The 25293-nt window shown below is 66.0% G+C and carries 27 protein-coding genes; 13 read left to right on the top strand and 14 right to left on the bottom strand.

Annotated features, from left to right (window positions below; translation table 11 throughout):
• Positions 1 to 67: 67 nt before the first annotated feature.
• Positions 68 to 2755: a hypothetical protein gene (locus JAO73_RS22045; RefSeq protein ID WP_198979506.1), complete on the bottom strand. Its 2688-nt coding sequence runs from the start codon at positions 2753 to 2755 to the stop codon at positions 68 to 70.
• Between the two features lie 169 nt (positions 2756 to 2924).
• Here JAO73_RS22045 and JAO73_RS22040 point away from each other — a divergent pair, with 169 nt between their 5' ends.
• Both JAO73_RS22040 and JAO73_RS22035 read left to right on the top strand, forming a co-directional pair.
• Positions 2925 to 3482: a DUF1572 family protein gene (locus tag JAO73_RS22040; protein ID WP_198979505.1), complete on the top strand. Its 558-nt coding sequence runs from the start codon at positions 2925 to 2927 to the stop codon at positions 3480 to 3482.
• A 68-nt stretch (positions 3483 to 3550) separates the two neighbouring features.
• On the top strand, positions 3551 to 4099 hold the full coding sequence (locus JAO73_RS22035) for a 2'-5' RNA ligase family protein (RefSeq protein WP_198979504.1): 549 nt from the start codon (positions 3551 to 3553) through the stop codon (positions 4097 to 4099).
• A gap of 68 nt (positions 4100 to 4167) precedes the next feature.
• On the opposite strand, the gene JAO73_RS22030 is transcribed toward JAO73_RS22035, so the two are convergent.
• The 4 genes from JAO73_RS22030 to JAO73_RS22015 all read right to left on the bottom strand — a co-directional run bounded on the left by JAO73_RS22030 (position 4168) and on the right by JAO73_RS22015 (position 7928).
• A complete protein-coding gene (locus tag JAO73_RS22030) occupies positions 4168 to 4803 on the bottom strand; it encodes a DNA-3-methyladenine glycosylase family protein (protein ID WP_198979503.1) in 636 nt (211 codons plus the stop codon).
• Positions 4804 to 4831: 28 nt separating this feature from the next.
• On the bottom strand, positions 4832 to 5488 hold the full coding sequence (locus JAO73_RS22025) for a metallophosphoesterase family protein (protein ID WP_198979502.1): 657 nt from the start codon (positions 5486 to 5488) through the stop codon (positions 4832 to 4834).
• Between the two features lie 39 nt (positions 5489 to 5527).
• Positions 5528 to 6820 carry a cation:proton antiporter gene (locus tag JAO73_RS22020; RefSeq protein WP_198979501.1) on the bottom strand — a complete coding sequence of 431 codons (1293 nt, stop codon included), beginning with the start codon at positions 6818 to 6820 and terminating at the stop codon, positions 5528 to 5530.
• Between the two features lie 64 nt (positions 6821 to 6884).
• Positions 6885 to 7928 carry a threonine aldolase family protein gene (locus JAO73_RS22015; protein WP_198979500.1) on the bottom strand — a complete coding sequence of 348 codons (1044 nt, stop codon included), beginning with the start codon at positions 7926 to 7928 and terminating at the stop codon, positions 6885 to 6887.
• Positions 7929 to 8144: 216 nt separating this feature from the next.
• Between JAO73_RS22015 and JAO73_RS22010 the strand changes: the two genes are divergently transcribed.
• Positions 8145 to 8519: a hypothetical protein gene (locus JAO73_RS22010; RefSeq protein WP_190922665.1), complete on the top strand. Its 375-nt coding sequence runs from the start codon at positions 8145 to 8147 to the stop codon at positions 8517 to 8519.
• 130 nt (positions 8520 to 8649) lie between these two features.
• Here JAO73_RS22010 and JAO73_RS22005 read toward each other — a convergent pair whose 3' ends face one another.
• The gene (locus JAO73_RS22005; RefSeq protein WP_198979499.1) at positions 8650 to 9153 is read right to left on the bottom strand and encodes a metallophosphoesterase family protein; all 504 of its coding nucleotides are present in this window, start codon (positions 9151 to 9153) and stop codon (positions 8650 to 8652) included.
• Between the two features lie 136 nt (positions 9154 to 9289).
• On the opposite strand from JAO73_RS22005, the gene JAO73_RS22000 reads away from it, so the two are divergent.
• Entirely contained in the window at positions 9290 to 9994 is a 705-nt protein-coding gene (locus tag JAO73_RS22000; RefSeq protein WP_190921903.1) for an NUDIX hydrolase, read from the top strand.
• Between the two features lie 58 nt (positions 9995 to 10052).
• Positions 10053 to 10493, top strand: coding sequence for a hypothetical protein (locus tag JAO73_RS21995; protein WP_198979498.1), 441 nt, complete (start codon positions 10053 to 10055; stop codon positions 10491 to 10493).
• A gap of 22 nt (positions 10494 to 10515) precedes the next feature.
• On the opposite strand, the gene coaD is transcribed toward JAO73_RS21995, so the two are convergent.
• The 4 genes from coaD to JAO73_RS21975 form a co-directional block, all read right to left on the bottom strand.
• Positions 10516 to 10983, bottom strand: coding sequence for a pantetheine-phosphate adenylyltransferase (coaD, locus tag JAO73_RS21990; RefSeq protein WP_190921905.1), 468 nt, complete (start codon positions 10981 to 10983; stop codon positions 10516 to 10518).
• 17 nt (positions 10984 to 11000) lie between these two features.
• Complete coding sequence (locus tag JAO73_RS21985) at positions 11001 to 11876, bottom strand: DUF3822 family protein (RefSeq protein WP_198979497.1); 876 nt, start codon at positions 11874 to 11876, stop codon at positions 11001 to 11003.
• A 191-nt stretch (positions 11877 to 12067) separates the two neighbouring features.
• Positions 12068 to 12571: an NUDIX domain-containing protein gene (locus JAO73_RS21980; protein WP_198979496.1), complete on the bottom strand. Its 504-nt coding sequence runs from the start codon at positions 12569 to 12571 to the stop codon at positions 12068 to 12070.
• 120 nt (positions 12572 to 12691) lie between these two features.
• Positions 12692 to 13246 (bottom strand): DUF4126 domain-containing protein, encoded by a 555-nt coding sequence (locus JAO73_RS21975; RefSeq protein WP_233169354.1) that lies wholly within the window; start codon positions 13244 to 13246, stop codon positions 12692 to 12694.
• A 245-nt stretch (positions 13247 to 13491) separates the two neighbouring features.
• Between JAO73_RS21975 and JAO73_RS21970 the strand changes: the two genes are divergently transcribed.
• The 3 genes from JAO73_RS21970 to JAO73_RS21960 all read left to right on the top strand — a co-directional run bounded on the left by JAO73_RS21970 (position 13492) and on the right by JAO73_RS21960 (position 16139).
• A complete protein-coding gene (locus tag JAO73_RS21970) occupies positions 13492 to 13935 on the top strand; it encodes a PaaI family thioesterase (protein WP_317191270.1) in 444 nt (147 codons plus the stop codon).
• A 46-nt stretch (positions 13936 to 13981) separates the two neighbouring features.
• On the top strand, positions 13982 to 15412 hold the full coding sequence (locus JAO73_RS21965) for an ATP-dependent DNA helicase (protein WP_198979494.1): 1431 nt from the start codon (positions 13982 to 13984) through the stop codon (positions 15410 to 15412).
• Positions 15413 to 15608: 196 nt separating this feature from the next.
• Positions 15609 to 16139 carry a DUF1573 domain-containing protein gene (locus JAO73_RS21960; protein WP_198979493.1) on the top strand — a complete coding sequence of 177 codons (531 nt, stop codon included), beginning with the start codon at positions 15609 to 15611 and terminating at the stop codon, positions 16137 to 16139.
• 78 nt (positions 16140 to 16217) lie between these two features.
• Here the strand turns inward: JAO73_RS21960 and JAO73_RS21955 are convergent, their stop codons facing one another.
• The 4 genes from JAO73_RS21955 to JAO73_RS21940 form a co-directional block, all read right to left on the bottom strand.
• Positions 16218 to 16595 (bottom strand): DUF423 domain-containing protein, encoded by a 378-nt coding sequence (locus JAO73_RS21955; protein ID WP_198979492.1) that lies wholly within the window; start codon positions 16593 to 16595, stop codon positions 16218 to 16220.
• 62 nt (positions 16596 to 16657) lie between these two features.
• Complete coding sequence (locus JAO73_RS21950; RefSeq protein WP_198979491.1) at positions 16658 to 17917, bottom strand: aspartyl protease family protein; 1260 nt, start codon at positions 17915 to 17917, stop codon at positions 16658 to 16660.
• 66 nt (positions 17918 to 17983) lie between these two features.
• Positions 17984 to 19054 carry an o-succinylbenzoate synthase gene (locus JAO73_RS21945; RefSeq protein ID WP_198979490.1) on the bottom strand — a complete coding sequence of 357 codons (1071 nt, stop codon included), beginning with the start codon at positions 19052 to 19054 and terminating at the stop codon, positions 17984 to 17986.
• A gap of 54 nt (positions 19055 to 19108) precedes the next feature.
• A complete protein-coding gene (locus JAO73_RS21940; RefSeq protein ID WP_198979489.1) occupies positions 19109 to 19369 on the bottom strand; it encodes a KGG domain-containing protein in 261 nt (86 codons plus the stop codon).
• Positions 19370 to 19657: 288 nt separating this feature from the next.
• Between JAO73_RS21940 and egtB the strand changes: the two genes are divergently transcribed.
• The 5 genes from egtB to JAO73_RS21915 all read left to right on the top strand — a co-directional run bounded on the left by egtB (position 19658) and on the right by JAO73_RS21915 (position 25286).
• Entirely contained in the window at positions 19658 to 20953 is a 1296-nt protein-coding gene (gene egtB / locus JAO73_RS21935) for an ergothioneine biosynthesis protein EgtB (RefSeq protein WP_198979488.1), read from the top strand.
• 99 nt (positions 20954 to 21052) lie between these two features.
• Positions 21053 to 22033, top strand: coding sequence for an L-histidine N(alpha)-methyltransferase (gene egtD / locus JAO73_RS21930; RefSeq protein WP_198979487.1), 981 nt, complete (start codon positions 21053 to 21055; stop codon positions 22031 to 22033).
• A gap of 6 nt (positions 22034 to 22039) precedes the next feature.
• Complete coding sequence (locus JAO73_RS21925; protein ID WP_198979486.1) at positions 22040 to 23170, top strand: pyridoxal phosphate-dependent aminotransferase; 1131 nt, start codon at positions 22040 to 22042, stop codon at positions 23168 to 23170.
• 65 nt (positions 23171 to 23235) lie between these two features.
• A complete protein-coding gene (locus JAO73_RS21920; RefSeq protein WP_198979485.1) occupies positions 23236 to 24603 on the top strand; it encodes an MATE family efflux transporter in 1368 nt (455 codons plus the stop codon).
• 113 nt (positions 24604 to 24716) lie between these two features.
• Entirely contained in the window at positions 24717 to 25286 is a 570-nt protein-coding gene (locus JAO73_RS21915) for a DUF922 domain-containing protein (protein ID WP_198979484.1), read from the top strand.
• Positions 25287 to 25293 lie beyond the last annotated feature (7 nt).

Here is a 25293-nt window from a genome sequence, read left to right as displayed (position 1 = left end):
CCCGCCCGATTTCTGTCCGCCTTTCCCGGTCGGACGGCTACGCCGTTGGACCGGGAAAGGGTCGGCGCTACTTCGGCAGCGGGGCCTCGTCCTTGCTCTCGCTCAGCTTCTGGGCCAGGGCCTGGGGCACGCCCACGTTGTCGAACAAGCCGCTCACCACGCCCTGCCGCCAGAGCGTGAACACCGAAAAGCGCGGCTCGCGGGTCGAAATCATCTTGCCGGTCACCAGCTCGCCGCGCTTGCGCGGGTTCTGGTCGCGGATGACGATGACGTTGACGGCCTTCGAGATGACGCGCTTGAGCAAGGGCTTCTTGATTTCTTCGTCTTTGTAGCCCAGCAGCCGCAGCTGCAGCCCCGAGTATTCGGCCCACATGGTGCCGGTGGTGCCCCGGCGGCTGGCTTGCATGTCGAAGCGGATGCGGTGCACGTCGCCTTTCTTAAACTCCACCAGCCGCGTGGGCACCGTCATGGAGTTCAGGATGTTGAACTGCCCGGCCCCGAACGTGCCCCACACGCGGTGCCGCCCCAGCGGGTCGAGCGTGTACATCGACACTTGGGCGTCGAGGCGGCACCGGTTTTGCAGGTACGTGGTGGCGCGGCCCGTGAGCGGCGTGGCCGGCGTTTGGCGCTTGGGGTCGTTGCTCAGGTTGAAGAAGCTGCCCGTGAAGCGGTTGATGCTCAGGGTGCCGGGCAGGGGCGTGAGCGGGCTGCGGTACTTCGTGGCAAGGGTGCCGCTCACGATGTCGAGCCGGCGCACGTCCACCGTCATGGGCAGGTTGCGCATTTCTTCGGGCGAAATCTTGGAGCGGTTCGGGTTGATGGGGCCGCGGCCGTCGGAGGCAATGCGCACTTCCGGCCGCTGCACCGTCACGCGGGCCACCCGCACATCGGCGCGCCGCACCAAGCCGGCAAATTCCAGCCCGCTGAAAGTCAGGGAAGGAATTTTCACGCGGACGGCGGGTACCTGGTAGCCTTTGTGCAGGTTCATGCCCACGGGCGAGTATTTGGGGACCAAAGCCATGTTCTCAAACCGAAACGTCTGGGCGTCGGTGTCGAGGCGGGCGCGCTGGCTGCTGGCCCGGTAATAGGGCGGGTCAAACGGCGCCGAAATGAGGCCGGAGCTGGCCTTCCAGGCCCGCGCGTAGGCAATGCGCCGCGGTTCCAGCGCCGCCAGCGAGTCGATGCGGATGCCGCGCCCGGTCAGGTCGATGTCGTTGATTTCGGGCGAGTGGCGCAGGCCGCCAATCTGCAGGAAACCGCGCCGGATGCGCAGCTCCGCCAAATCGGTGCGCTGCACGGCTTTCGACAGCAGCTTCCACACCGGCGGAGGCGTCTGTTTGGGCGGCGTGAAAATGAGCCGGACATCCTCTAACAGCAAGGCCGATGCCCGCAGGCGGCGCCGCCGCTGCACCTCGGCGGCATCGAAGCCACGCAGGGCCAGGGTGGGCAGGGTCAGGTCGATGCGCACCGCGCCGGGCGTGCCCTGGCCCGGCCCCGGCGGCCGCACGCGCACGGCGCGCAGGGCCAGCGTACCGGCCGAGGTCGACAGCTTTAGCCCGCCCACCTGCACGGCGTGGCCCGCCACCGTGGCGTTGCTGCGGCCCAGCCCCAGCGTCCAGGCCTTGGCAAAAAGCACCCGCCCGGCATTGGGAACGGTGCCGGAATCGACGCGAATGGCAGTTCCGGCCAGCTCAATCGTGCGAATAACGGAGCGCAGAGCATCGTCTTTTACCTGCAAAAAGCCCTGGTGCACAACCAAATGTGCCAGGTCAAGCCTGCGGGCAAAAGTGCCGAAACCGGCACCGCCCGCAGCTTTTTTAGCCGGGGGCACCACGGTCAGCCGCGGGGCCTGCAGCAGCAGCGAATCGGCACGAAACGTGTGCTGGTGCAGCAGGCGGGCCGCGTTCAGCCCGGTGAGGCGCAGGCGGGGCATCATCAAGCTCACGCGCGGCAGGTTGCCCGGCACGTTATTCCCGGGCTGTACTTCCACGGAATCAAGCTGAATTTCCTGGTCGGCGGTGGCCACCAGCAGGCCCTTGAGCTGCAGGCGGTGGCCTTGTGCCAGCCCCTGCGCCTCCTGCAACTGCAGGCGCCAGGCGGTGGCGTAGGCCAGGCGCTGGGTGTCGGCCGCCCCGGCGGGGCTAATGAGCAGGTCGTGCGCGCTCAGGTCGGTGCGGCGCAGGCGGGCGGCCTCCGGCGTACCGGGCAGGTAGGCGACTTGCGTGTGCAGCAGGCCGAGGTAGCCGATTTCCAGCCCTTTCAACTTGAGCGGCAACTGCTCGTGCAGGGGCTTGCCGGCGTTGCGGGTCGGGCGTCGGGCCAGGGCCAGCACCTGAATGGCCGCCGAATCGAGCACGATGCTGTCGACCGGCACCACGGCTTTGCGCAGCAGCGCCAGCAGTCCCACGCCCGTCACGTTGAGGCGGGCGGCGTCGAGGCGCAGGCGCGGCAGGGTGTCGGCCACTTGGGCAGCGGGGCGCAGGCGCACGTTCCGCAGGCGCACGGCCCGCTGCCAGAGGCTGGTTTCCAACGCGCCGATTTGCAGGCTGTACTGGCCGTGCGTTTGGGCAGATACCTGTTTTTCCAGCTGGCGGCGCAGCCAGGGGTCGAGGTAGTGCTGCACCACCAGCGCCGCGCCCAGCAGCAGCGCCACCACGCCCAGCAGCCACCACAGCCACTTTGGGGCCCGTGCGGGCGCGGCCGGGGGCGGCAAAGGCGACGCGGAAGAGGGAGCGGTAACGACGGTTTCGGGCACGAGAGCAGGGCAAAGGGTATCGTAACGCGAAAGGCGCCGGCGAGGATGAGCCGCGGCCGGCGAAGTCGATAAAGACCGGCATTTTGCCGACCGGTACACTAAGAAGAATGCTGCAACGGCACCAGTTGTTTTGCGCCCTGCGCTGCCCGCGTGCCGTATTTTTGGCGCCATGGCTACTCCACTTGCTTCCGACGCGTTGGGCACGGCCGTACTGGCCACGGTGTGCCACGGCTTTCTGTCCTGCAAAAGCCTGGCCGACCGGGCGTTGGCCCAAATCGCTGACGCCGAGTGGCTGCACTGCCCCGCGCCCGGGGCCAACAGCGCCGCCGTCATGGTGCAGCACTTGGCCGGCAATCTGCGCTCGCGCTTCACCGATTTTCTGACTTCCGACGGCGAAAAACCAAACCGCCGGCGCGACCAGGAGTTTGAAGAGCCCGCCACGGTGGCGGCCATTGCCCCGCTGCAAGCCGAGTGGGACGCCGCCTGGCGCGTCCTTTTCGACTTGCTTGACGCCCTGCCGCCCGCCGACCTGCTGCGCACCGTCACCATTCGGGGCGAGGCGCACACGGTGCTGGCGGCCCTGCAGCGGCAGCTGACGCATTATGCCTACCACACGGGCCAGTTGGTGCAGCTGGCCAAGGGCCTGCGCGGCGAGGCGTTCCAGTCGTTGAGCATCCCGCGCGGGCAGAGTGAACAATTTAATCAGCAAATGCCCCAACACATTTAATGTCAACTGGTTTTCAACAATCGGCCGCGGTTTTCGGCGCGCCGCCGGCTTCCTCCGTACCTACTGCCATGCTTGCCATTACTTCGTTGCTCAGCCCGCCGCACGTGTCGCGCATCAACACCATCATCAAAAGCCTGGAAGAAAAGTTCGGCCTCGACGACGTGCAGGCCACCCTCGACCCGCACCTGACCTACCAGCTGGCCGGCGTTAAAAAGCTGAGCTCCCTGAAGAAAGTGCTGGCCGAAGTGGCCGCCACCACCGAGCCGTTTCCGGCCTTTACCACGGGCCTGGGCGTGTTTCCGGGCGAGCGGCCGGTCATCTACATCCCCGTGCTGCGCTCCGATGCCCTCAACGCCCTGCATCGGCGCATCCGCGAAGCCACCGCGCCGCTCTGCCTGCGCACCGACAAGTTCAGCGGGCCCGACTGCTGGCTGCCGCACATCTCGCTGGCCCTGCACGACACCACCCCCGACCTGCTGGGCCCCGTGCTGGCCTACCTTAACCAGGAAACCTACAACCTCAAAATCATCATCGACAACCTCGCCATCCTGCGGCAGGAGGGCGAGCTGTTTGTGCGCGAAGAGGTGTTTGAAATGGGGGCCAAGGTGCTGGCGTAGTCAAGGCTTAAAAACCTGTCATCCTGAGCGCAGCGAAGGATGACAGGTTTTTTGTTGCTCAATCACCGCTACTCCACCGTGGGTGGAATCTGGGTGCCGTTGTCTAGGCTCTGCCACAGGTACTTGCAGGCCAGGGTGCGGTAGGGGCGCCAGGCTTCGGCAATGGCGAGCATGCGCTTTTGCAAGGCCCGGCCGGTTTCTTCCAGGCCGTAGAGGCGGCGCATGGCGTTCTGCACGCCCATGTCGCCTTCCGAAAACACATCGGGCTGGTCGAGAGCAAACATTTGCAGCATTTGGGCCGTCCAGCGGCCTACGCCCCGAATGGCAGTGAGGTGCTGGGTAAAGGCTTCTTCGGAAAGACCGGTGAGGTGGTCGTAGTCGAGCAGGCCCCGCTCGTTGTATTCGGCAATGGCCTTGAGGTAGCCGGCTTTCTGGCGCGAGAGGCCCACGGCGCGCAGCTCGTCTTCGGTCAGGGCCAGCACTTCGCGCGGCTCGGGGTAGCCCTCGGGCGGAAACAGGCTCTGGAAGCGCTTCCAGATGGCCGCCGCGGCTTTGGTTGAAATCTGCTGGCTCACGATGGCGCGCAGCAGGGCCAGGTACAGGTCTTCGTGCGGGCGCGGGTGGATTTCGCGGCCCGCAGCAATCAGGGCGCCCAGCCGCGGGTCGGCGGCGGTCAGGTGTTCGATGGCGGCTTGGTTGAGCATCAACGGCAACGGAATGGTGGAAGGGGAACTACTCCAGCAGGTCTTCGAGGTGAACGGGAGTCAGGATGATGTCGAGCGGCTGGCCGGTGGGGGAAAGGCGCACGCCCGTCAGGTTGCCGCCAAACACGGCGCCCGTGTCGATGTAGAGGGCGTTGGTGGCTTTGTCGAACTTGGGCTCGCTTTGGGGCATGGGCGTGTGGCCCACCACCTGCAGCTGGGGCAGGCGCCGGAGCGGCGTGCGGGTCCACAGCAGGCCGTCGGAGCTGTCGGGGTTGTAGGCCTGGTCGGAGGTGCCGATGCCGGCGTGGCTCACCAGCACGTGCTCGTTTTCCCAGAAAAGCGGGCGCTGTTCCAGCCAGAGCAAGTGCCGGGCCAGCAAGTCGGGCCGGGCCCGGTACTGGTCGGTGGTGCTGCGGCCGCCCCAGCGCAGCCAGCCGCGGTAGGGGCCATCGGGCCCGAAATGGTGCAGCAGGGCGTCCTCGTGGTTGCCCATGAGGAAGGCGGTCGAGTCGGGGTATTGTTCGCTCAGGCTGCGGGCCAGCTCCACCGTTTCCGGAACGTAGGCGCCCCGGTCCACCAGGTCGCCCACCTGAATCAGGAACTCGGTGGCGGGGTCCCAGCGCTTCAGCAGTTCCTGAAAGGTGTGGAAGCACCCGTGCACGTCGCCGATGATGAACAGATTCATAAGGTCAGAACGTCAGATGGGTGGTTTGGGTGCCAGGGCTCATTTGTGCGCTTTGGGGGCGACGGCACCGTCGGCCGGACTGGCCTGGCCCACACCCAGCCAGCGCACCAGCGGACCAATGGTCAGCCCTTGCCCCACAATCGAAAACACCACAATCACATACGTCACGCCCACAATGAGCTCGCGCGGCATGGTGGGCGGCAGGCTCAGCGCCAGGGCCACCGAGAGGCCGCCCCGCAGGCCGCCCCAGGTGAGCACGGCCACGCCGTGGTCGGAAGGCCGAAACGTGGGCATCAGCCGCAGAAACACCAGCGGCACCGACACGGCCACCCAGCGCGCCAGCAGCACCACCACAATGGCGGCCAGCCCCACCAGCACGGTGCGGCCCGGAATGTCGAGCACCAGCACTTCCAGCCCCATCAGCACAAACAGCAGCGCGTTCAGCACCTCGTCAATCAGCTCCCAAAACTTGTCCACGTAGTCCTGCGACTCGTTCGACATCACCCCGCGGCTGCGGCTGAAATGGCCCACCAGCAGGCCCGCCATCACCATGGCCAGCGGCCCCGAAGTGTGCAGGCGGGCCGCCAGCGCCGTGCCGCCGGCCACCAGGGCCAGCGTCAGCAGCACCTCCACCTGGTAGTTGTCGATGGTGCGCAGCAGCCAGGCCGCGCCCAGCCCGAGGGCCGTGCCCAGGGCCAGGCCGCCCAGGGTTTCGCGGGCAAACACGGTCAGCGCGTGCCCAATGGTGAAGTCCTGCGGGCCCAGCAGGGCCACTTCCAGCGTCACCACAAACAGCACCACGCCCACGCCGTCGTTGAACAGCGACTCGCCCACGATTTTGGTTTCCAAGGACTTCGAAATGTTGGCCTTGGTCAGAATGCTGAGCACGGCAATGGGGTCGGTGGGCGAGATGAGGGCCCCAAACAGCAGGCAGTAGATGAAAGGCGTGGGTAGCCCGAACAGCGGCAGCAAAAAAAACATGGCCGTGGCCACCAGCGCCGTGCTCACCGGCGTGCCGATGAGCGCCAGGGCGCCCACCGGCCAGCGCAGCTTGCCCAGCCGGCCCGCATCGACGTGAATGGCCCCCGCAAACAGCAGGAAGCCCAGCATCACCTGCATCACAATGCGGCTGAAATCGAGCTTGCCCACCACGCCGGCCAGCTGCAGCACGGGCTGCACGTCAAACTTGGCCAGCAGCACCAGCAGCAGCGACGCCGCCAGGCCCAGCACCATCAGCCCAATGGCCGGCGGCATGCGCAAAAAGCGGTGGTTGAGGTAGGCAAAGCCGGCAGCCGTGACGAGAAGCAGCGCCAACGCGTTGTATAAATCCATCAGCAGTAAGGTAAGTAAAGCCGCAGGCGCCCCGTCGGGTCGAGCGGCGCAACGGGCAACAACATCAACTGCCCAGCGCCCCCAGCGCCGCTTCCACGCGCGCCAGCATGGCATCGTCCACGTCCAGGTGCGTTACGAAGCGAATCCACTGCGGCCCAAAGCTGCTGGCCCGAATGCCCTGCCGCTCCAGCGCCGCCAGAAACTCGGGGGCCGGCTGGCTCTCGTGCAGCCGGAAGATGACGAGGTTGGTTTCGGGCGCCAGTACTTCGGCCACGTAGGGCTGGGCCTGCAGCACCGCCGCCAGGCGAGCGGCCCGCCGGTGGTCGTCGGCCAGGCGCGCCACGTTGTTTTCCAAGGCGTAAATGCCCGCCGCGGCCAGGTAGCCGGCCTGCCGCCACCCGCCGCCCATCACCTTGCGGATGCGCTTGCACTTCTTAATGAAAGCAGCCGAACCCAGCAGCACCGAGCCCACCGGCGTGCCCATGCCCTTGGAAAGGCACACCGAAATCGAGTCGAACAGCTGCCCGTAGTCCTCGCTGCGCTGCCCCGTGGCCACCAGCGCGTTGAAAATGCGGGCCCCGTCGAGGTGCCGGGCAATGCCGTGCCGGGTGGCCACGTCGCTGATGGCCCGCAGGTCTTCGAGCGAGTAGCAGGTGCCGCCCCCGCGGTTGTGCGTGTTTTCGAGCGAAATGAGGCTGGTGGTGGGGTAATGCACGTTTTCGGGCCGAATAGCAGCTTCCACTTGCGCCGCCGTCACGCGCCCGCGCTGCCCCGGCAGCAACGCCACCGAGGCGCCCGAGTGAAACGCAATGCCGCCCACTTCCCACAAATAAATGTGCGACGTTTGCTCGCAAATCACCTCGCTTAGCGGCTCGGTGTGGGCTTTGATGGCAATCTGGTTGGTCATGGTGCCCGAGGGGCAAAACAGGCCGGCTTCGAGGCCGAAGCGGGCGGCGGCCATTTCTTCGAGGCGGCGCACGGTGGGGTCTTCTTCGTACACGTCGTCGCCCACCGGGGCGGCAAACATGGCTTCCAGCATGGCCGGCGTGGGCCGCGTCACGGTATCGGAGCGCAGGTCGACAAGGGGAAGGGCAGAGGAAACGGTCATGGCAAAGAGTTAGACAGTAAAAGCAGAGGTCGGAAAAAACGCGCTGGGTGGGCCACGCAGGCCCGCAGGCAAAAGTAGCCCCCAATTGGCCGGGCCGTTGCCGGGCCCCGAAAGCGCAGTAATCCAGCAAAATGCCTCATGGGCTTGCACTTTCAAAATGAAAGCCCTACTTTTGCCCTCCGTTTCGTAAGCTTAGACTTTAACCATCCCGGCACCATGTCCGTTACCCGCCTCAAGCGCAAGCACCGCAAGAACATTGCCCGCGCTAACAACAAGCAGCACATCATCAAGGAATTGCTCCGCACGCCCGTTTTGAAAAACGTGGACATCGAGGAGCTGAAGTCGCGCTTTGCCACCACCGGTGGCGTGGCCGGTGCCGTGGCTGCCGTGAAGAAAACCGCCACTGCCGCTGCCGAAAAGGTGAAAGAAGTGGTGGCCGATGCCGTTGAAACCGTGAAAGAGGCCGTGACGCCCGCCACCGACGAAACCGCCGCCAACGCCGAAGCTTTCGACGACGCCGAAGCCGTAACCAAGCCCGTGAACGAAGACGGCCAGGAAGGCGAGCACCCCAAGCCCGAAATCGCGCTGTAGTACCGCCGCCCGCGCCGAGTGAGCGGAGCCATTCGGCCCGCGTTGCGCGGCCAGTGCTCCATAAGGTGAAAAGCCCCAGCTCTGCAAACGAGCCGGGGCTTTTTGGTTTGCAGGCGGCACTTGCCCAGCGCTAGCTGGCCCGCTTGCCCAGTTCCACGGCCTGCAGGTCTACCACCCGCCCGGCCTCGATGCCGAAGCGCAGCAGCGTGCGCACCTGGTGGAAGCCGTGCCGCCCGGCCGCGCCCGGATTCAGGTGCAGCAGGCCCAGCTTTTTATCCGGCATCACCCGCAAAATGTGGGAGTGGCCGGTGATGAACAGGCCCGGCCGTGCCTCGGCCAGCAGGGGCCGAGCGGCGGGCGCGTAGTGGCCCGGGTAGCCGCCAATGTGCGTAATTAGCACCCGAAGGCCTTCTATTTCAAAGCGTTGTATCAGGGGCTGGGTGCGGCGCACGTCCGTGCCGTCGATATTGCCGTACACGCCCCGAAAGCGCGGCGCCAAGGCCTGCAGTTCGTCCACCACGCGGGCATCGCCGAAGTCTCCGGCGTGCCAGATTTCGTCGCAGCCGTGCAGATGATGCACAATTCGCTCGTCGAGGTAGCCGTGGGTGTCGGAAAGCAGGCCAATGCGTGTCATGGCGCAAAGATGCAGCGCTCCGGCAAATCGGCCGGGCCCCGTATCTTGCGCCCGCTGCCCAAAGCATCCCTCTCCATTTCTTTCTGATTTCGGCGGCCCCGTTGCCCGTTATCGTTTCCCCAAGCCGCTTTTTCCGATGAATATTTTCATCAACGACATTCCGCTGGTCATCAAAAAACTCAGCGAGAAAGTGTACAAGCACAAGTTCGACCTGGTGCTCAACCCCGACGACGACTTCACGTCGAAAGACTTGGTGGGCGACGTGCTGGTGAAAGACGCCGGCCCGCTGTTCATCGACCGCCTCCTGCGCCTGATGGAGGTGAAAAAGCTCAAAAAGCTGAAGTCGCTGACCATGCTAGTGAAGAAGAAAAAGCACGTCATCCTCCACCTCAAAGACCAGTTCAAAATTGCCAAAGCCGGCGGCGGATTGGTGGTGAAAGGCGACCAGGTGCTGATGATTTACCGCCTCGGCAAGTGGGACCTGCCAAAGGGCAAGCTCAAGAGCGACGAGGACACGGCCGCCGGCGCCTTGCGCGAGGTGGAAGAAGAAACCAACATCAAGCTCGAACTGGGCGAAAAGCTGCCCAGCACCTGGCACAGCTACGCCTACAAGGGCAACAAGATGCTGAAAAAGACCAATTGGTACCTCATGAAGTGTCTCGACGACAGCCTCATGAAGCCCCAAACCGAGGAGTACATCGAGGAAGTGCGCTGGATGTCGCCGCAGGAAGCCTTGGCCAAACTGGAAGATTCCTACGCTTCCATTGCGCTGGTGGTGCGGTATTACCTCAGCCATATGACTGGCAAACAAGCCAAAGAGGCGTCCGCCACCGGAAAATAGCAGTATATTGCGGTCTATGCGACCGATTCTGGCAGGGCTATTGGCTACGGTAATGGGAATGGGCGCTTGTTCGGGCTCGCACGAGCCCCAGCGCGTCGCTGCGTCGCGCGCCCCGGCCGCCGGGCCTACCCACCCGGGCGTCGACGTGCCCGCCCTGCTCAACCTCAGCATTGATGAGATGAACGCGCGGCTGGGACCGGCGCTGCCGCTGCCCACCGACTTCGTGGACCCCACCGTGACCGCCCAAAGCCAACGCAGCGGCGCTTTAGACTCAATGGCCCTGTTTCGGAGCCGCGGGCTGGCCATGATAGTGGCCTACGACCACCGGTCGCGGGAAGTGAACGACCTGTTGCTGCTGGGCAGCAACGAAAGCGACCTCATGAACCGCGCCCGCCTGCAACTCGGCGCCGACCGCTACCTCGTGCTGCCGGTTTTTCAGGTGCGGCGGCCCACCCAACTGCTGGGCCTGCGCGTGCTGCCCGTGGCCCTCAACCAATAAGGCGGCCGGGACAGGCCAGGCATCAGCGGCCGAGCGGCGGCATGGGGTAGGGCAGAAAAGCATCCACGTTGCCCCCGAAGCGGTGGATGTCGCGGATGATGGTGCTGCTCACCGACCCCAAGGCGGGCGAAGTAAGCAAAAACACGGTTTCCAAGCCGGGATTGACGTGCTGGTTGCCGTAGGCAATGGGCTTTTCGTATTCGAAATCGGGGCTGTTGCGCAGGCCGCGCAGCAGGTAGCGGGCGCCCGTCTCGCGGGCAAATTCCGCGGTGAGGCCTTTGAACGTGCGCACCGATACACGGGGCTCGTGCTCAAATACCCCGGCGATGAGGCCCACCATCTGCTCCACGGGCAGGTAGCGCTGCTTGCTGCTGTTGGTGCCAATGGCCACGATAACTTCGTCGAAAAGCTCCACGCCGCGGCGCACCACGTCGAGGTGCCCGTTGGTGAAGGGGTCGAAGGAGCCGGGGAAAATGGCAATGCGGGGCATGGGAATCACGTTGGCGTTCAGCAGAAATGCAGGCTGAACAGGTCGAAATACCGGTACTCGAACACGTCGTTGAGGCGGTAGCTGTACTGCACGTTGCCGGGGCGCGGGCCAAAGCGCACGTTGCGCACGTAGGTACGCAGCAGGCTGAATATGGCCGAATCAGGCATGAGCTCGCCCCACACGGTCACCTCGTCCTGGTCGGGGTCGAGGTGCAGCTCCTGCATCACGAGGATGGTGTAGTACACCACGTCTTCAGCCGTGGTGCAGGAAAACACGTTGCAATACTCCAGGTGCTGGCCCAGCACCACCAGCGTTAGCTCCTGTGGGCCGGGGTTGAGGTAGAGGCGGCGCGGGGCCGCGGCTCCGCGCTGGTGCACCAGGCCGGCCAGCAGGGCGCTGGTGTGGTGCAGCAGGCGGCCGCTGGCGCCGTGCGTGGCCGTCAGCCAGTCGGCCTGGCGCGCATCGGCGGCAAACACGTTCACCAGTTCCAGGCCCGGGTGGGTGGTGTGGCGTACGGTTTCGGTGGGGGAGGGGGCGTGGTGCAGGCGCAGGGCCGCTTCTTCGTCGCCGGGCCGAAACAGGGGCGCGGGCAGCAGCGTGAAGCCACGGCCCGTGACGGCGAGGCGCACGGCGTTCCAGCCGCGTTGGCCCAGGCAGTCGTGCTGCGCGGCCAGCGCGGCCAGACCCCCCGCGGCCAGCGGATGCTCTTCCAGCAGCACAAACTTGTGGCGCTCCACGTCGACGGCGGCCAGCTGCAGGCGCGTGGGGCTGGCCAGCAAGTACAGGTTGTAGGCCCCCAGATTGCCGGGGTCGAAGGTTTCGTCGCGCAGGCGCAGCAGGGCGCCGGACGTGGCCGCCGAAGCGGAAGAAGCAGAAGAAACGGAGGCAGGCACGAATTCGAAGCGAAACTGGCCCAGTGGCCGGGGCTAAAGATAACGCTTCAGTCGGTGAGGAAGGCAGAATGCGGGCGGAAGAATCGGGGAAAGCCCCGTCACTCTGGGTGCAGCGAGTAGGCAGCGAGTAGCTTATCCACGTTCGCACGAGTTGCGCAGGAAGATGACTGGCGCCAGCAAGCCGGACTAATTCACACAAAGCGCACCTGCGGCACAAATACGTCGTCGGTGCTGAGAATGTGCTGCAACACGGGGTGCACCTGGGCCGGGGGCAATTGCAGCAGCTGCCGCGGTGTGAGCCAGGCCAGGTCGACGAGCAGTTGCTGGTCGGTGGCGTGCTCGGGGTCGTGGCCGAGCTGGGGCTGGGCGCCGCCGTCGGCCAGCACTTCAAAAAACAGCTCCACTGCCTGCAGCTTATCGGTGCTGAATTCGTGCAGGTGCAAAAACCGGCCTACCTGCACCGTGAGGCCGGTTTCTTCGTGAAACTCACGGACGAGCGCCGTCTTCAGGCTTTCGCCAAACTGCCAGCCGCCGCCGGGCGGCGACCAGAAGGGGGCGCCGTGGGGCAGCAGGCCCCGGTGGCCCGCCAGCAGCAGGGCCCCGTCGCGGAGCAGCAGCCCGCCAGCCCGCACCCGCACGCGGCCCGCGTAAGCAGCCAGCAGGGCGTCGGGGGAGGAGGGAGAAGAATCAAACATGAGCGTGGGGTGGTGCGGGCGCATCCGAGCGGCAGGAGCGCCTCGGTGTACGGCAAACGCCGACCAACCGACATTGTTTTGGACCTACTCTCAAAGAATATGAAGCCCGACAGTGCGGCGCTAGGTGGTGTGGCGGCGCTGGCGCCACCGCCGCAGCCGGCTCAGAATGACGCCGACGAGCACCACCACCAACCCCGCGGCCAGCAACGGCAGCAGCAGCGTGAGCACTACGCCGCCCACCGCCACGGTATTTTCCACGGTGGCGAGCACCGGGTTGGCCAGGCCGCCCGTGGTGGCCGTGGAGGCGCCGCGCAGCAGCGCCGTGCCGGACTGCACTAGGCCCGCCGTGCCGCCTCCCACCAGCACGCCCAGCGTCCAGCGCAGGGTGGGGTCGAGGTGGGGCAGGGCCGAAGTCATGAGAATGGTGCCGGCCACAAACGACGCCGGCGTGGTGAGCGTGTCGAGCAGGTGGTCGACCACCGGGAGGTAGTACCCGGCTATTTCCACCAGCGTGGCCACGGCCAGGGTGAGCAGCGCAGCCCAACTGCCGAGCCATTCAAACCCGCCGGCCGGCGCCAAGTAACCGGTGCGGTAGGCCACGCTCGCCGCCAGCAGCGGCACAAACACCCGGAAGCCGCTGCACGCCGCCAGGCCCAAGCCTAACGCGACTGCCATGGCATACTGCATTGCCGATACGTGTTCCATTGTAGGGGCCACAAAGGGAAAAGGGAAATAAATGCGCCGGGGCAGGCCGCCGGCCCCGGGCCAGTACCTTTGGCCTGCCAAAGCGCAAAGTGCGGCGTACGCCTTCTCAGAGCTGTTTTGTAGTATTAACCAGTTCTAGCATCATCGCCAAAGTACAAGGCCGCACAAAACAAGGCCCTTCATTCTTTCTTTCAAGCAAACATAGCTTTTTCTTCGTGTCATTCCATCCTTCCGAAACCCCTGCCGCCGCCCAGGAGCTCGAAGCCCGCATCCGCCGCAAGCTCACGCGCCAGCGGTTCATGCACCTCATCGGGGCCGATTTGACGGTGATAACCCCAGGGCGCGTCGAGGCCGAGCTGACCCTGGGCGAGCAGCACCAGCAGCAGCGCGGCTTTGCCCACGGCGGCCTCATCGCCACCATGGCCGATTTGGTGGCCGGTTTTGCCGGCGTCACCCTTATTCCGGACGATTACGGGCTGGTAACCTCCGACTTAAAGATTTCATACCTGCACCCCGGCGTGGGCCAGAAATTAAAAGCCATCGGTTGGGTGTTGAAAGCCGGGCGCCGCCTGCAGTTCTGCGAAGCCGAAGTGTGGTGCGACGACTTGCTCATTGCCAAAGCCAGTGGCACCATGGTGGTGATTGAGCCGCAAGGCTAAGGCCTCTTTCCGCGGCTGGCATTTCATTTTAGTAGTTAAAGCATCCATGCTCTCCCTCCGCACCCCCTCGGTCCGCGACTATTTCCCCTACGAACCCACCGAGGACCAAGCCCTGCTGTTCACGCAGCTCGACGCTTTTTTGAAAGACCAGCTGCCGGGGCGCAAGATTTTTGTGCTGCGCGGCTACGCCGGCACCGGCAAAACCACGGTGGTGAGCGCCTTGGTGCAGTGGCTGCACAAGCTGCAGCGCAAGTACACGCTCATGGCGCCCACCGGCCGCGCCGCCAAGGTGATGGCGGGCTACGCCGGCGTGCCGGCCAGCACCATCCACAAAAAAATTTACCGCCAAACCTCGGGCGCGCCTTCCGAGCGGCTCAACTTCCAGCGCCAGCCCAACCGCGTGGAGCAAACGCTGTACATCGTGGACGAGGCCTCGATGATATCGGACGAGAAGGCCTTCGGCGAAAATGGCCTGCTCGATGATTTGATGGGCTTCGTGTTTGAGAAAACCAGCAACAAGCTCCTGCTCATCGGCGACACGGCCCAGCTGCCGCCGGTGGGCCAGCTCCTGAGCCCGGCCCTCGACCCCGACCTGTTGGCGCACCGCTTCCGGGCCACGGTGGGCAGCGTGGAGCTGCGCCAGGTGATGCGCCAGGCCCAGCAGTCGGGCATTCTGGTGAACGCCACCGAGCTGCGCGAGGAACTGCGCGAGGAGGCGCCCAACATCCAGCTGCACACCAAGGGCTTCCGCGACATTTTCAAGATGGGCGGCGACAAGCTGGAGGACGGCCTGCGCTGGGCTTACCGCAATTTCGGGCACGAAAACACCACCATCATCTGCCGCTCAAATCGCAACGCCAACCAGTACAACCAGCTCATCCGGCGGGCCTTGTTTGATGCCGAGGAGGAGATTGAGGGTGGCGACTACCTCATGGTGGTGCGCAACAACTACTTCTGGCTGCCCAAGGACTCGGAAATCGGTTTCCTGGCCAACGGCGACTTCCTGGAAATCCGCAAGGTCATTCGGCGCGAGGAGATGTACGGCTTCCATTTTGCGCAAGCCCACGTGCGCCTCGTGGACTACCCCGACGAGCCCGAGATTGAAGTGAAGCTGCTGCTCGACACGCTGCACACCGAAAGCCCCGCCCTGCCGTCGGACCGCAACAACGCCCTGTACCTGGCCGTGAGCGAGGACTACGCCCACCTCAAAACCAAGGCCGAGCGCTACAAGGAAATGCGCAAAGACCCTTACCTGAACGCCCTGCAGGTGAAGTTTGCTTACGCCCTCACCTGCCACAAGGCGCAGGGCGGGCAGTGGCAGGCCGTGTTCGTCGACCACGGTTTTCTGAAGCCCGACGAGCCCTTGGCCGGCGAGTTTGCGCGCTGGTTGTACACGGCCATCACGCGGGCCTCGGAGCGGCTCTTTTTGCTCAATTTTCAGCAGAAGCTCATCAGCGACCCCGTGGAGGAAGAGTAGCCGCGGCCGGCCTGGCCTTGCCGCGCGTGGTTTCGGGGGGCCAATGGAATGAAACCGTCCGGCTTCGGGTTCCTCCAACTTCATGGGTTCTTCAGGGGACGCGGCTAGTTTGGTCGTAAATTTGTGAGTCCCTGCGAAACCACTAAATTTGTTATAACCCAACCCTTCTCAACCAATCGTTAACAAGCCTCACCTCATGAAAAAAACCTTGCTTCTCGCCCTGAGCCTGACGGCTGCCGCCCTCTCGGCACAAGCCCAGGCCCCGGCCGCCAAAGCTGGCCAAACGGCCGGTCCCGCCATCACGTTCGAAGAGTCGAAGTATGACTTCGGTTCCGTGGTGCAGGGCGGCACCGTGGACCATACCTTCAAGTTCAAGAACACCGGCACCGCGCCCCTCATCATCTCCAACATCGGCGTGAGCTGCGGCTGCACCACCCCGGAGTGGACCAAAGAGCCCGTGGCGCCCGGCAAAACCGGCACCATCTCGGCGCACTTCAACTCGACCGGCAAAATGGGCATGCAGACCAAAGTGCTGACCATTGAGTCGAACGCCACCGCCGGCGCCACCACCGTGTCGCTGGTAGGCGAAGTGAAAGACCCCACCGTGGCCTCGAACGCCGCTCCGGCCATGAAAGTGGAAGCCTCGGGCGGCGCCTCGGTGCGCACCGACGCCAAAAAAGTGAAAGAGAAAGCCGGCGACACCAAAGTGAAAGCCAAGGTGAAGTAAGCTTCGCGCTGAACAGCCAAAAGGGCGGCCCGCTGATGCGGACCGCCCTTTTTTGTGCCCAATGGCCGGGCTGGATTTCTACAGCTCGCGCACGGCCAGCACCAAACTCAGCCAGCCGGCCACAAACAGCAGCCCGCCGATGGGGGCCACCGCGCCCAGCTTGGTGATGCCCGTGAAGCACAGCGTGTAGAGCGAGCCGCTGAACAGCACAATGCCGCCCAGCCACAGCCAGCCGGTGGTGCCCAGGCTGCGCAGCTCGGGCCGGGCCGCCCACAGCACGCCCACGGCCAGCAGGGCCAACACGTGGTAGAACTGGTAGCGCACGGCCGTTTCGAAGGTGTCGAGGCGGCCGGCTTTGGCCAGCGTGTCGTGCAGGGCGTGGGCCCCGAAGGCGCCAATGGCCACGCCCAGGGCGCCAAGCACGCCGGCGAGTTGCAACAGAAGTCGAGCAGTCATAACAAGTACAAAAAAGGTAAGCAGAACGAGCCGCAAAGGTACGCCGGGCCATCGGCGCGGGCTCAGATTTGCCGCTTCAGGCGCAGCGACACGGTGTGGAGGTCGCCGTTTTGCCGGCGCAGCACCATAAAGAGGGAGCGGCCGTCTTCGGACCGCAGCATGCGGCTGAGCTGGGTGAGGGAGAAGGCCTCGGTGGGCAGGAAATTGATGCTGAGCAGCTCCTCGGTGGGTTCGATGCCGGCCACGTGGGCCGGCGAGTTGGGCTCGACGCGCAGCACCACGAAGCGGCGGTAGTCGGGGCCGGTGGCCAGCAGGTCGAGGCCGCACATGTCGTGCTCGAAGGGCTCGTTCAGGCGCACGTTGGGGCGCAGCAGCAGGCGCTGGTGCGGGTAGTCGATGACGAGGGAAAAGCGCTTGAGCAGCTCGTAGCCCACGTTGCCGTTGCGGGGCACGTCCACGCGGCGGTGCACGTCGGCCCCGTCGGGAAACGAGGTAAGCACCGACGCGAGCTTGTGCCGGCCCAGCTGCAAGGCCGGCACCCGGCCCAGGTAGCCGCGCACCACCCCGCCCAGGCCCTGGCCCAGCTCGGCGGGCAGGCGCCGGGCGGGGCCCTGCAGGCGCGGGTCCGAGTCGGTTTCGAGCGAGAGGGCGTGGCTGGCGCCGGTGTCGAGCACCAGCTTTAGGTCCATGCTCAGGGAGTCGTTGAGCTGCACGGGGGCCGTGAAATAGGCCTTGCCTTTCTCGAGCGACAGCGGCAGGCTGGACCAGCGCCGGCCCTTGGGAGCCTCGTACGTGGCCGGGTCGCTCAGCACCATGTTGAGCTCTTCGGAGTGCAGGGCCACCACAAAGCTGCGAAACAGCTCGGAACCCAGAATGCCGTGGATGGGCGTGCCCACGTAGCCCGAGAGGTTGAGCACGTCGCTTTCGAGCACCAGCGGGGCCAGGCAGGGGGCCTCCACGCCGCCGAGGTTCATGCGCACGTCGCTGGTCTGGTAGGCCATCAGGCCGATGTCGGAGCCGCCCGCTCCCACCACCCGGTACCGCTCGCCGTGCTTCAGGCCCAGCGAGTCGGCCACACGGGGGGCCGTGATGATGGTGGTGGCCACGCCCGTGTCGAGCAGAAAGTTGAAAGGCCCCAGCCCGTTGAGCTGGCAGCTCACCACCAGCAGGTTGCGCTGCACCTGGATGGGCACTTTGACTGCGTGCCGCTTGGGGTTGCGAAACACAAACGGCGCGGCGGCCGGCTGCGCGTGCGCAAGCTGGCCCATTTCCCCGCCGAAGACGAGGAAAACCACCAACCAGATGATGCGCGCAACCAGCATGGCCAAACAAGTGCTACCGAAGCGGTAAAGTAAGCGCAAAGACGCGCCACCACCGCAAAGGCCGCCTTAGGCCGGCAGCTCCCAGGCGCCGGCCGGGTCGTAGCGCAGCGTGCCGCCGCCAATGTGCAGGGGCGCCGCCACGTTGTTGTGGTAAAGCTGGCCCGTGCCCAGGCCCTGCGCAAAGCCGCGCACGTCGTATTCGCCCGTGAGCTGGGCCACGGCGTTGAGGCCGACGTTGGACTCCAGCGCCGACGTAATCCACCAGCCAATGCCGCGGGCCTCGGCCAGCGCAATCCAGCGGCGGGTGGCCGCGTGCCCGCCCAGCAGCGTGGGCTTGAGCACCACGTAAGCGGGGCGCACCGCGTCGAGCAGCGCGGCCTGGCGGGCGGGGTCTTCCACGCCGATGAGCTCTTCGTCGAGCGCAATGGGCAAGGGCGAGGTGCGGCACAGCTCGGCCAGGGCCGCCGGTTGGCCGGCCGCCATGGGTTGCTCGATGGAGTGAATGCCGAAGGCCGCCAGCTGCGCCAGCTTGTGCGGGGCATCGGCCGGGGCAAAGGCGCCGTTGGCGTCCACGCGCAGCGTGAGGCGCTCGGGGCCGGCCGCGGCCCGGATTTCGGCCAGCAAGCCTAGCTCCGTCTCAAAGTCCAGGCTGCCAATTTTAAGCTTCAGGCAGCGGTAGCCGGCGGCCAGCTTTTGCTGAATCTGCTCGCGCATGAACGGGGCGTCGCCCATCCACACCAGCCCGTTGATGGGCAGCGCGGCCGCGCCCCGGCTGAAGGCGTTGTCATACAGTTGCCGGCGGCCGCCGCGGGCCAGGTCGAGCAGGGCCGTTTCGAGGGCAAACACCAGCGACGGCAGCCCCGGGCCCACAAAACCCGGGGCCTCGGCCACGGCGAAGGACGCAAACGCGCCGGCGTTGAACCGCTCGCAGAGCCGGGCCACGGCGGCCGGAAAATCGGGGCCGTATTCGGGGCTGAGGCCGGCCAGGGGCGCGGCCTCGCCCAGCCCCACGGCGGCGGGGCGGGCGTCGTCGGTGAGGTGCAGGTACCAGGCCACGTGTTCGGCCAGCGCCCCGCGCGAGGTGCGGGCCGGAAAGTTGAAGCGCAGGGCGCGATGCAAAAAGCGGAGGCGAAGCATGCCGCAAAGATGCGCGACAAGCTTCGCCTCCGCTTTCGGAAAGTGCGTTGATTTTTACTTGGTGGCCGAGGGGCTGGTCTTGCCCCGACGGCTCACCAGGCCGCCCTTGCGGCCGGCGTCGCGGGCTTCTTCGGCCGAGAAGCGGTGGCCGCGGCCGCTGGCGTGCGAGGCTTTGCCGCCTTCGCTGGCAATGCGGCGCTGGGTTTCGGGGCTCATGGCGGCAAAGCCGCGACGGCTTTTGGTGCCCACGCGGTTGGCAGGGCGAGTGGCCGACTTGGTAGCGGCGGCGGGGGCGGAAATGGAAGCTGTTGCCATAGTAGTGGTGTGAGAAAGGATTGAATGAAAACAATTACCTGACGCAATGGTAGGAATTCATGCGCCGTAATCCTACCCTGATTCAAGGGTTTAGTTGTGATTTAGAGGGTAAAAACACATAAATACCACTTAGTACTGAGGAGCTTCTACGTAGTAATTGGCGGTGCCTGCGTGTTTATGTACGCCGTTGCGGCGAGCCGCTGCGGCCACATTTCCCCGGGTAGCTGCAACCTGAACGGTGCTACGCCGGTTAGTGGACCGGTGCCCTCCTGTGGGCGCCACCGCTTTATGCCCCAACTCGACGTTGCGCCGGTGGCCCCCGTGGCCACTTCCTGGCTGGCCCGCTACCACGCCGTGCGCGCCCAAAGCCAAGCCCTGTGCGCGCCCCTGCTGCCCGAAGACACGGTGGTGCAGCCCATGCTCGACGTGAGCCCGCCGAAGTGGCATCTGGCCCACACCACCTGGTTTTGGGAAACGTTCTTGTTGAAGGAGTACGCGCCCGGCTACCAGCTTTTTCACCCGGACTACGCCTTTCTGTTCAACTCCTATTACAATTCGCTGGGCTCGCGCGTGAACCGTGCCGACCGGGGCACGCTCTCGCGCCCGCCGCTGGCCGACGTGCTGGCCTACCGCGCCCACGTCGACGAGGACCTGAGCACGTTGCTGGACGAGCGCGCCGACGAGCTGCCCGCCGCGTTTTTTGCGTTGCTGGAGCTGGGCCTGCAGCACGAGCAGCAGCACCAAGAGCTGCTGGCCACCGACATCAAATACATTCTGAGTACCAGCCCGCTGGCGCCAGAGTACTTGCCCGCCACGCAGCTTCCGGCGCCGGCGGTGCACGCCGCGCCGCCGGCCTGGCTGCCGGTGCCCGGCGGCATTTACCGGATTGGCTTTCAGGAGGAGGGGTTTTGCTTTGATAATGAGCTGGCTGCCCACGAGGTACTTATTGCGCCCTTCGAGCTACAAAACCGCTTGGTGACCAACGCTGAGTATTTGGCGTTCATCGAAGCCGGGGGCTACCGCAACTTCCGCTACTGGATGGGGGAAGGATGGGACCTGGCCCAGGCGCAGGGCTGGGGGGCCCCGCTGTACTGGGTGCAAAAAGACGGCCAGTGGCACCGCTTCACGCACAACGGCCTGCAGCCCGTGGACGGGGCCGCGCCGGTCACGCACGTCAGCTTTTACGAGGCCGATGCCTACGCCAACTGGGCCGGCGCCCGCCTGCCCACAGAAGCCGAGTGGGAAACCGCGGCCCGGCACTTTGGCGCCACGCCCGCCCGGGGCACCTGGCTCGAAAGCAGCCGCTTCGACCCCCAGCCGCTGCCCGCCGACGCGGACCCCGCGCAGTGCCACCAGCTGCTGGGCGACTGTTGGGAATGGACCTACTCGGCCTACCACGCCTACCCCGGCTACGTGCGCGCCGCCGGCGCCCTGGGCGAGTACAACGGCAAGTTCATGGTGAACCAGTTGGTGCTGCGCGGCGGGTCCTGCGCCACCCCCGAAAGCCACATTCGCGTGAGCTACCGCAATTTTTTTCACGCCGACAAGCGCTGGCAGTTCACCGGCATCCGGCTGGCCCGCTGAGGTAGTACGTGTTTCTTTAGGGCTTCCCTCGGAAGAGGGAGGCCCTTTTGCCATCTTTGCCCGGCGTCGCCTGGGCGCCCTTGCAATCTATTCTGCTGCATGACGACTTCTTCCCTGTTGAACCCTTCCGTAGCCGAACTGGCGCAGCACGTGGCCGAGGGCCTGCGCAAAACGCCCAAAACCTTGTCGTCGATGTATTTCTACGACGACGCGGGCAGCCGCTTGTTCCAGCAAATCATGGACTTGCCGGAGTATTACCCCACGCGGGCCGAGTTTGCCATCTTTCGGGAGCACGGCGCGGCGCTGGCGGCGGCCCTGAGCCCGGGGGCGGGCCAGGCGTTTTCGCTGGTGGAGCTGGGCGCCGGCGACGGGGCCAAGACCAAGCTGCTGCTGCGCGAGCTGCTGGCCGCCGGCACCGAGTTCACCTACGCGCCGGTCGATATTTCTTCGGGGGCCATGGTGGGGCTGGTCGACACGCTGCGGCGCGAGCTGCCGGCCCTGCGCGTGGCGCCGGTGGTGGAGGACTACGCCACGGCCCTCACGCAGCTGCGCACCTGGCCCGGCAGCAAGGCCGTGCTGTTTCTGGGGTCCAACATCGGCAACTTCGGCCCCAACGAGCGGCTGAATTTCCTGCGTCAGCTGGCCGCGCCCCTCGCGCCCGCCGACCGCCTGCTCATCGGCTTTGACCTGCAAAAAGACCCGCGCCGCATCCGCGCCGCCTACGACGACGCCCAGGGCGTGACCGCCGCTTTCAACCTCAACCTGCTCACCCGCCTCAACCGCGAGCTGGGCGCCGATTTCGACCTGGCGCACTGGCAGCACTACACCGACTACAGCCCGCTCACCGGCGCGGTGCGCTCTTTCCTGGTGAGCACCCGCGCCCAGCAGGTGCGCTTCGCGGCGCTGGACGAAACCGTTGCGTTTGCCGCCTGGGAGGTCATTCATACCGAAAATTCGTACAAATTCACGCCGGCGCAAATCGAGGCCCTGGCCGCCGAGGCCGGCCTGCGCGTGGTGCAAACCTTCACCGATGCCGCCGGCGATTTCGCTGATGTGGTGCTGGCCGCCCAGCCCGACTAACTTGCCATGAACACGCCCCTTGCGACGGTAAGCCTGGCCTCGGGCTATGGCCATTTTGCGGTGCCTGCAGTGGCCCTGCACGCCGCCCAGGCCGCCCTGGCCGCCGCCCACAGCCAGCACACGCCGCTGGCCGTGGCGCCCCCCGCCGGCCTGCCCGAGCTGCGCGAAGCCCTGGCCCAGCGCTACCGCCAGCGCGGCGCCCCCGGCGTAGCGGCCGAGCAGGTGGTGGTGACCAGCGGCGCCAAAACCGCCCTCTTTGCCGTGCTGAGCGAGGTGCTGACGCCCGGCGACGACGTGCTGATGCCCACGCCCAACTGGTTTGGCTTTGTGGAGCTGGTGCACCGGGCCGGCGGCGCGCTGCGCACGCTGCCCCTGTCGGCCGCCAACGGGTACGCCCTCACGCCGGAGGCCCTGCGGGCCGCGCTCACGCCGGCCACCCGGCTGCTGCTGCTCAGCAACCCCAACAACCCCACCGGCCGCGTGTACTCCCGCGCGGAGTGGGCCGGGCTGCTGGCCGTGACCGCCGACTTTCCGGCGCTGTGGGTGCTCAGCGACGAGATTTACGAAGGCATCTGCTTCGGGGCCGAGCCGGTGCCCACGCTGCTGGCCTGGCCCGACCCGCCCGGCCGGCACGTGGTGGTGAGCGGCTTCTCGAAATCGCTGGCCCTGGCGGGCTGGGGCGTGGGCTGCCTGGTGGCGCCGCCCGAACTGGCCCGCGCCGTCGCGGCCCGGCTGTTTGCCACGGGCGTGGCGGTGCCGGTGCCCAGCCAGGCCGCCGCCCTGGCCGCCACCCGCCACGCCGACGAAATCAGCCAGGCGCTGTGCGCGCAGCTGCGCCCCAACCGCGAGCGGCTGCTGGCTGCGCTGGCCGCGTTGCCGGGCGCCCCGGCTGTGGTGGCCCCGGAGGGCACGTACTACGTTTTTGCCGATTTTACCCGGTTTCTGGCGCCGGGCCTGCCCGCTGCCGAGGCCTCAGCGCAGTTGGTGCGCCGGCTGGCGGAGGCGGGGGTGGAAGTGGTGGACGGCGCCAGTTGGGGCGCCGCGGGCTTCGTGCGGCTGTCCTATGCCGTAGCGCCCGAGGCGTTGGAGGTGGCGGTGCAGCGCATCGGCTCCGTGGTGGCGCCGGCGCAGGACTAGCCGCCGGTTTTCCGGGGCTTGGCGGCGGTACCCGTACCTTTATCGGCCTTTTGAAGGCGAAAAATATGTTGCAGAATATCCGGCCGCACCTGCGGCCCACCTTGCTGTTGGCCTACCCCGTGGTGCTCTCCCAACTGGGGCACATCCTGGTGGGCTTTGTCGATTCGGTGCTGGTGGGGCGCACGGGCACGGTGCCACTGGCGGCCGTGAGCCTGGGCGTGAGCAGCACCACGGTGCTCATGATACTGGGCATCGGGCTGAGCATGGGCAGCGTGCCGCTGGTGGCCTCGGCCCACGGGCGGCGCGACCTGCCCGACCTGGGCCGGCTGCTGGCCTCTTCGGTGTGGCTGAGCGCGCTGGCGGGCCTGCTGCTGGCCGGGGTGGGGCAGGTGGTGCCCTACCTGCTGCATTACCTGGGCCAGTCGCCGGAGGTGGAGGCCCTGGCCGCGCCGTGGGTGCGGGTCATCAGCTGGTCGCTGCTGCCGCTGATGGTATACCAGGGCTTCCGCGAGTTTGCCGAAGGCCTGGGGCTGACGCGGCAGGCCATGTGGCTGTCGGTGCTGGCCAACGTGGTGAACGCCCTGCTGTGCTACGCCCTCGTGTTTGGCCACTGGGGCGCGCCCCGCATGGGGCTGATGGGGTCGGCCTGGGCCACGCTCATTGCCCGCGTGCTGATGGCGGTGCTCATGGCGGCCTACGTGCTGCTGGCGCCGCGCCTGCACGAATACCGCGCCGCCGTGACGCGCTGGCTGCCGGATGCCGCCACGTTGCGCCGGCTGTTCGACATCGGCGCCCCCATCGGGGTGCAGATGGCGTTTGAGGTCGGGGCTTTTGCCGCGTCGGCCATCATGATTGGCTGGCTGGGCGCCACCACGCTGGCCGCGCACCAAGTGGCCATCAACCTGGCTTCCATTACCTACATGGCGGCCAGCGGCATTTCGGCGGCGGCCACCATTCGGGTGGGAAATCTGTTGGGGAGCGGGCAGCTGGCCGAGGCCCGGCAGGCCGGCTTTGCGGCCTACGTGCTGGGCTTTGCCTTTATGGGCACCATGGGGCTGCTGTTTGTGGTGGCCCGGCAGGCGGCGCCGCTTATGTACACCCACGACCCGGCCGTGGTGGCGCAGGCGGCTTCGTTGTTGCTCATCGCCGCGCTGTTTCAGGTGTCGGATGGCTTGCAGGTGGTGGGGCTGGGCGCCTTGCGCGGGCTGGAAGACGTGAAGGTGCCCTCCGTGGTGGCGCTGTTGGCGTATTGGGCCGTGGCGTTGCCGCTGGGCTATTTCCTGGGGTTCCGGCTGCACCTGGGCGCGCCGGGCGTGTGGACGGGCTTGCTGGTGGGCCTCAGCATTGTGGCCGGCGTGCTGCTGCTGCGCTTCCGCCGAGAAACCGCGCCCGGTGCTCCGCTAACGGCGGCCGCACGGGCCGCTGCGCCATAGCGCGGGAGGGAAGCCAAGAGCAAGAGAAATTCAGAAAATAGGCTAATTTTAGCGCGGTCATTGATTTAGATGCGCTGACACGCAGTTTAATTAGTACTTATCCATTATTTCCTATGTTCTCTTTTCTGACTTCGTTCTTGGTTGTGGCCAGCTGGCTGCAAGCGCCGGCCGCCAAGCCTGCGCCCGCGGCCAAACCGGCCGCGGCGCCCATCGAATGGTCGGCCGCGCGCCCGCTCACGGTGGCCGACTTTCTGGGCCGGCCCGGGCCTTCCGACCGGCTGGCCGCCCTCACCACTTCCGACCTGAAGGCCGACGCGGCCTGCCGAGACTTCGTGTTTTCGAGCACGGTGCACGCCACCTTCAACCCCAACACGTCCTGGATTCGCAACCCGGCCGCCATCACGCCCACGCTGCTGCGCCACGAGCAGGTGCATTTCGACATCACGGAGGTCTACGCCCGCATCATGCGCCAGAAGCTGCTGGTGTTTGCGGCCAAAGCCAACTGCGAAAAGCTCCAGCCGGGCTTCAACAACGTCACCAAGCTGGTATACGACCAGTGGGACCGGGAACAAAACCGATACGACGCCGAAACCAACCACGGCCTCAATACCGCCAAGCAGGACTATTGGGAGAAGCAAACCCAGATTAAGCTGGCCCAGCTGGCCACGTTTGCCTCGAAGTAGCCGGCGC

Source organism: Hymenobacter miniatus, from assembly GCF_016427455.1.
In the GTDB taxonomy this organism is placed as follows: Bacteria; Bacteroidota; Bacteroidia; order Cytophagales; family Hymenobacteraceae; genus Hymenobacter; species Hymenobacter armeniacus.
This window is presented reverse-complemented; position numbering and strand designations above follow the sequence as displayed.

Coding starts and splice junctions, on each gene's coding strand:
- JAO73_RS22040 (WP_198979505.1), top strand. CDS start 2,925: ATGGCTACTCCACTTGCTTCCGACGCGTTGGGCACGGCCGTACTGGCC.
- JAO73_RS22035 (WP_198979504.1), top strand. CDS start 3,551: ATGCTTGCCATTACTTCGTTGCTCAGCCCGCCGCACGTGTCGCGCATC.
- JAO73_RS22030 (WP_198979503.1), bottom strand. CDS start 4,803: ATGCTCAACCAAGCCGCCATCGAACACCTGACCGCCGCCGACCCGCGG.
- JAO73_RS22025 (WP_198979502.1), bottom strand. CDS start 5,488: ATGAATCTGTTCATCATCGGCGACGTGCACGGGTGCTTCCACACCTTT.
- JAO73_RS22020 (WP_198979501.1), bottom strand. CDS start 6,820: ATGGATTTATACAACGCGTTGGCGCTGCTTCTCGTCACGGCTGCCGGC.
- JAO73_RS22015 (WP_198979500.1), bottom strand. CDS start 7,928: ATGACCGTTTCCTCTGCCCTTCCCCTTGTCGACCTGCGCTCCGATACC.
- JAO73_RS22010 (WP_190922665.1), top strand. CDS start 8,145: ATGTCCGTTACCCGCCTCAAGCGCAAGCACCGCAAGAACATTGCCCGC.
- JAO73_RS22005 (WP_198979499.1), bottom strand. CDS start 9,153: ATGACACGCATTGGCCTGCTTTCCGACACCCACGGCTACCTCGACGAG.
- JAO73_RS22000 (WP_190921903.1), top strand. CDS start 9,290: ATGAATATTTTCATCAACGACATTCCGCTGGTCATCAAAAAACTCAGC.
- JAO73_RS21995 (WP_198979498.1), top strand. CDS start 10,053: ATGGGCGCTTGTTCGGGCTCGCACGAGCCCCAGCGCGTCGCTGCGTCG.
- coaD (WP_190921905.1), bottom strand. CDS start 10,983: ATGCCCCGCATTGCCATTTTCCCCGGCTCCTTCGACCCCTTCACCAAC.
- JAO73_RS21980 (WP_198979496.1), bottom strand. CDS start 12,571: ATGTTTGATTCTTCTCCCTCCTCCCCCGACGCCCTGCTGGCTGCTTAC.
- JAO73_RS21975 (WP_233169354.1), bottom strand. CDS start 13,246: ATGGCAGTCGCGTTAGGCTTGGGCCTGGCGGCGTGCAGCGGCTTCCGG.
- JAO73_RS21965 (WP_198979494.1), top strand. CDS start 13,982: ATGCTCTCCCTCCGCACCCCCTCGGTCCGCGACTATTTCCCCTACGAA.
- JAO73_RS21960 (WP_198979493.1), top strand. CDS start 15,609: ATGAAAAAAACCTTGCTTCTCGCCCTGAGCCTGACGGCTGCCGCCCTC.
- JAO73_RS21955 (WP_198979492.1), bottom strand. CDS start 16,595: ATGACTGCTCGACTTCTGTTGCAACTCGCCGGCGTGCTTGGCGCCCTG.
- JAO73_RS21950 (WP_198979491.1), bottom strand. CDS start 17,917: ATGCTGGTTGCGCGCATCATCTGGTTGGTGGTTTTCCTCGTCTTCGGC.
- JAO73_RS21945 (WP_198979490.1), bottom strand. CDS start 19,054: ATGCTTCGCCTCCGCTTTTTGCATCGCGCCCTGCGCTTCAACTTTCCG.
- JAO73_RS21940 (WP_198979489.1), bottom strand. CDS start 19,369: ATGGCAACAGCTTCCATTTCCGCCCCCGCCGCCGCTACCAAGTCGGCC.
- egtB (WP_198979488.1), top strand. CDS start 19,658: ATGCCCCAACTCGACGTTGCGCCGGTGGCCCCCGTGGCCACTTCCTGG.
- egtD (WP_198979487.1), top strand. CDS start 21,053: ATGACGACTTCTTCCCTGTTGAACCCTTCCGTAGCCGAACTGGCGCAG.
- JAO73_RS21925 (WP_198979486.1), top strand. CDS start 22,040: ATGAACACGCCCCTTGCGACGGTAAGCCTGGCCTCGGGCTATGGCCAT.
- JAO73_RS21920 (WP_198979485.1), top strand. CDS start 23,236: ATGTTGCAGAATATCCGGCCGCACCTGCGGCCCACCTTGCTGTTGGCC.
- JAO73_RS21915 (WP_198979484.1), top strand. CDS start 24,717: ATGTTCTCTTTTCTGACTTCGTTCTTGGTTGTGGCCAGCTGGCTGCAA.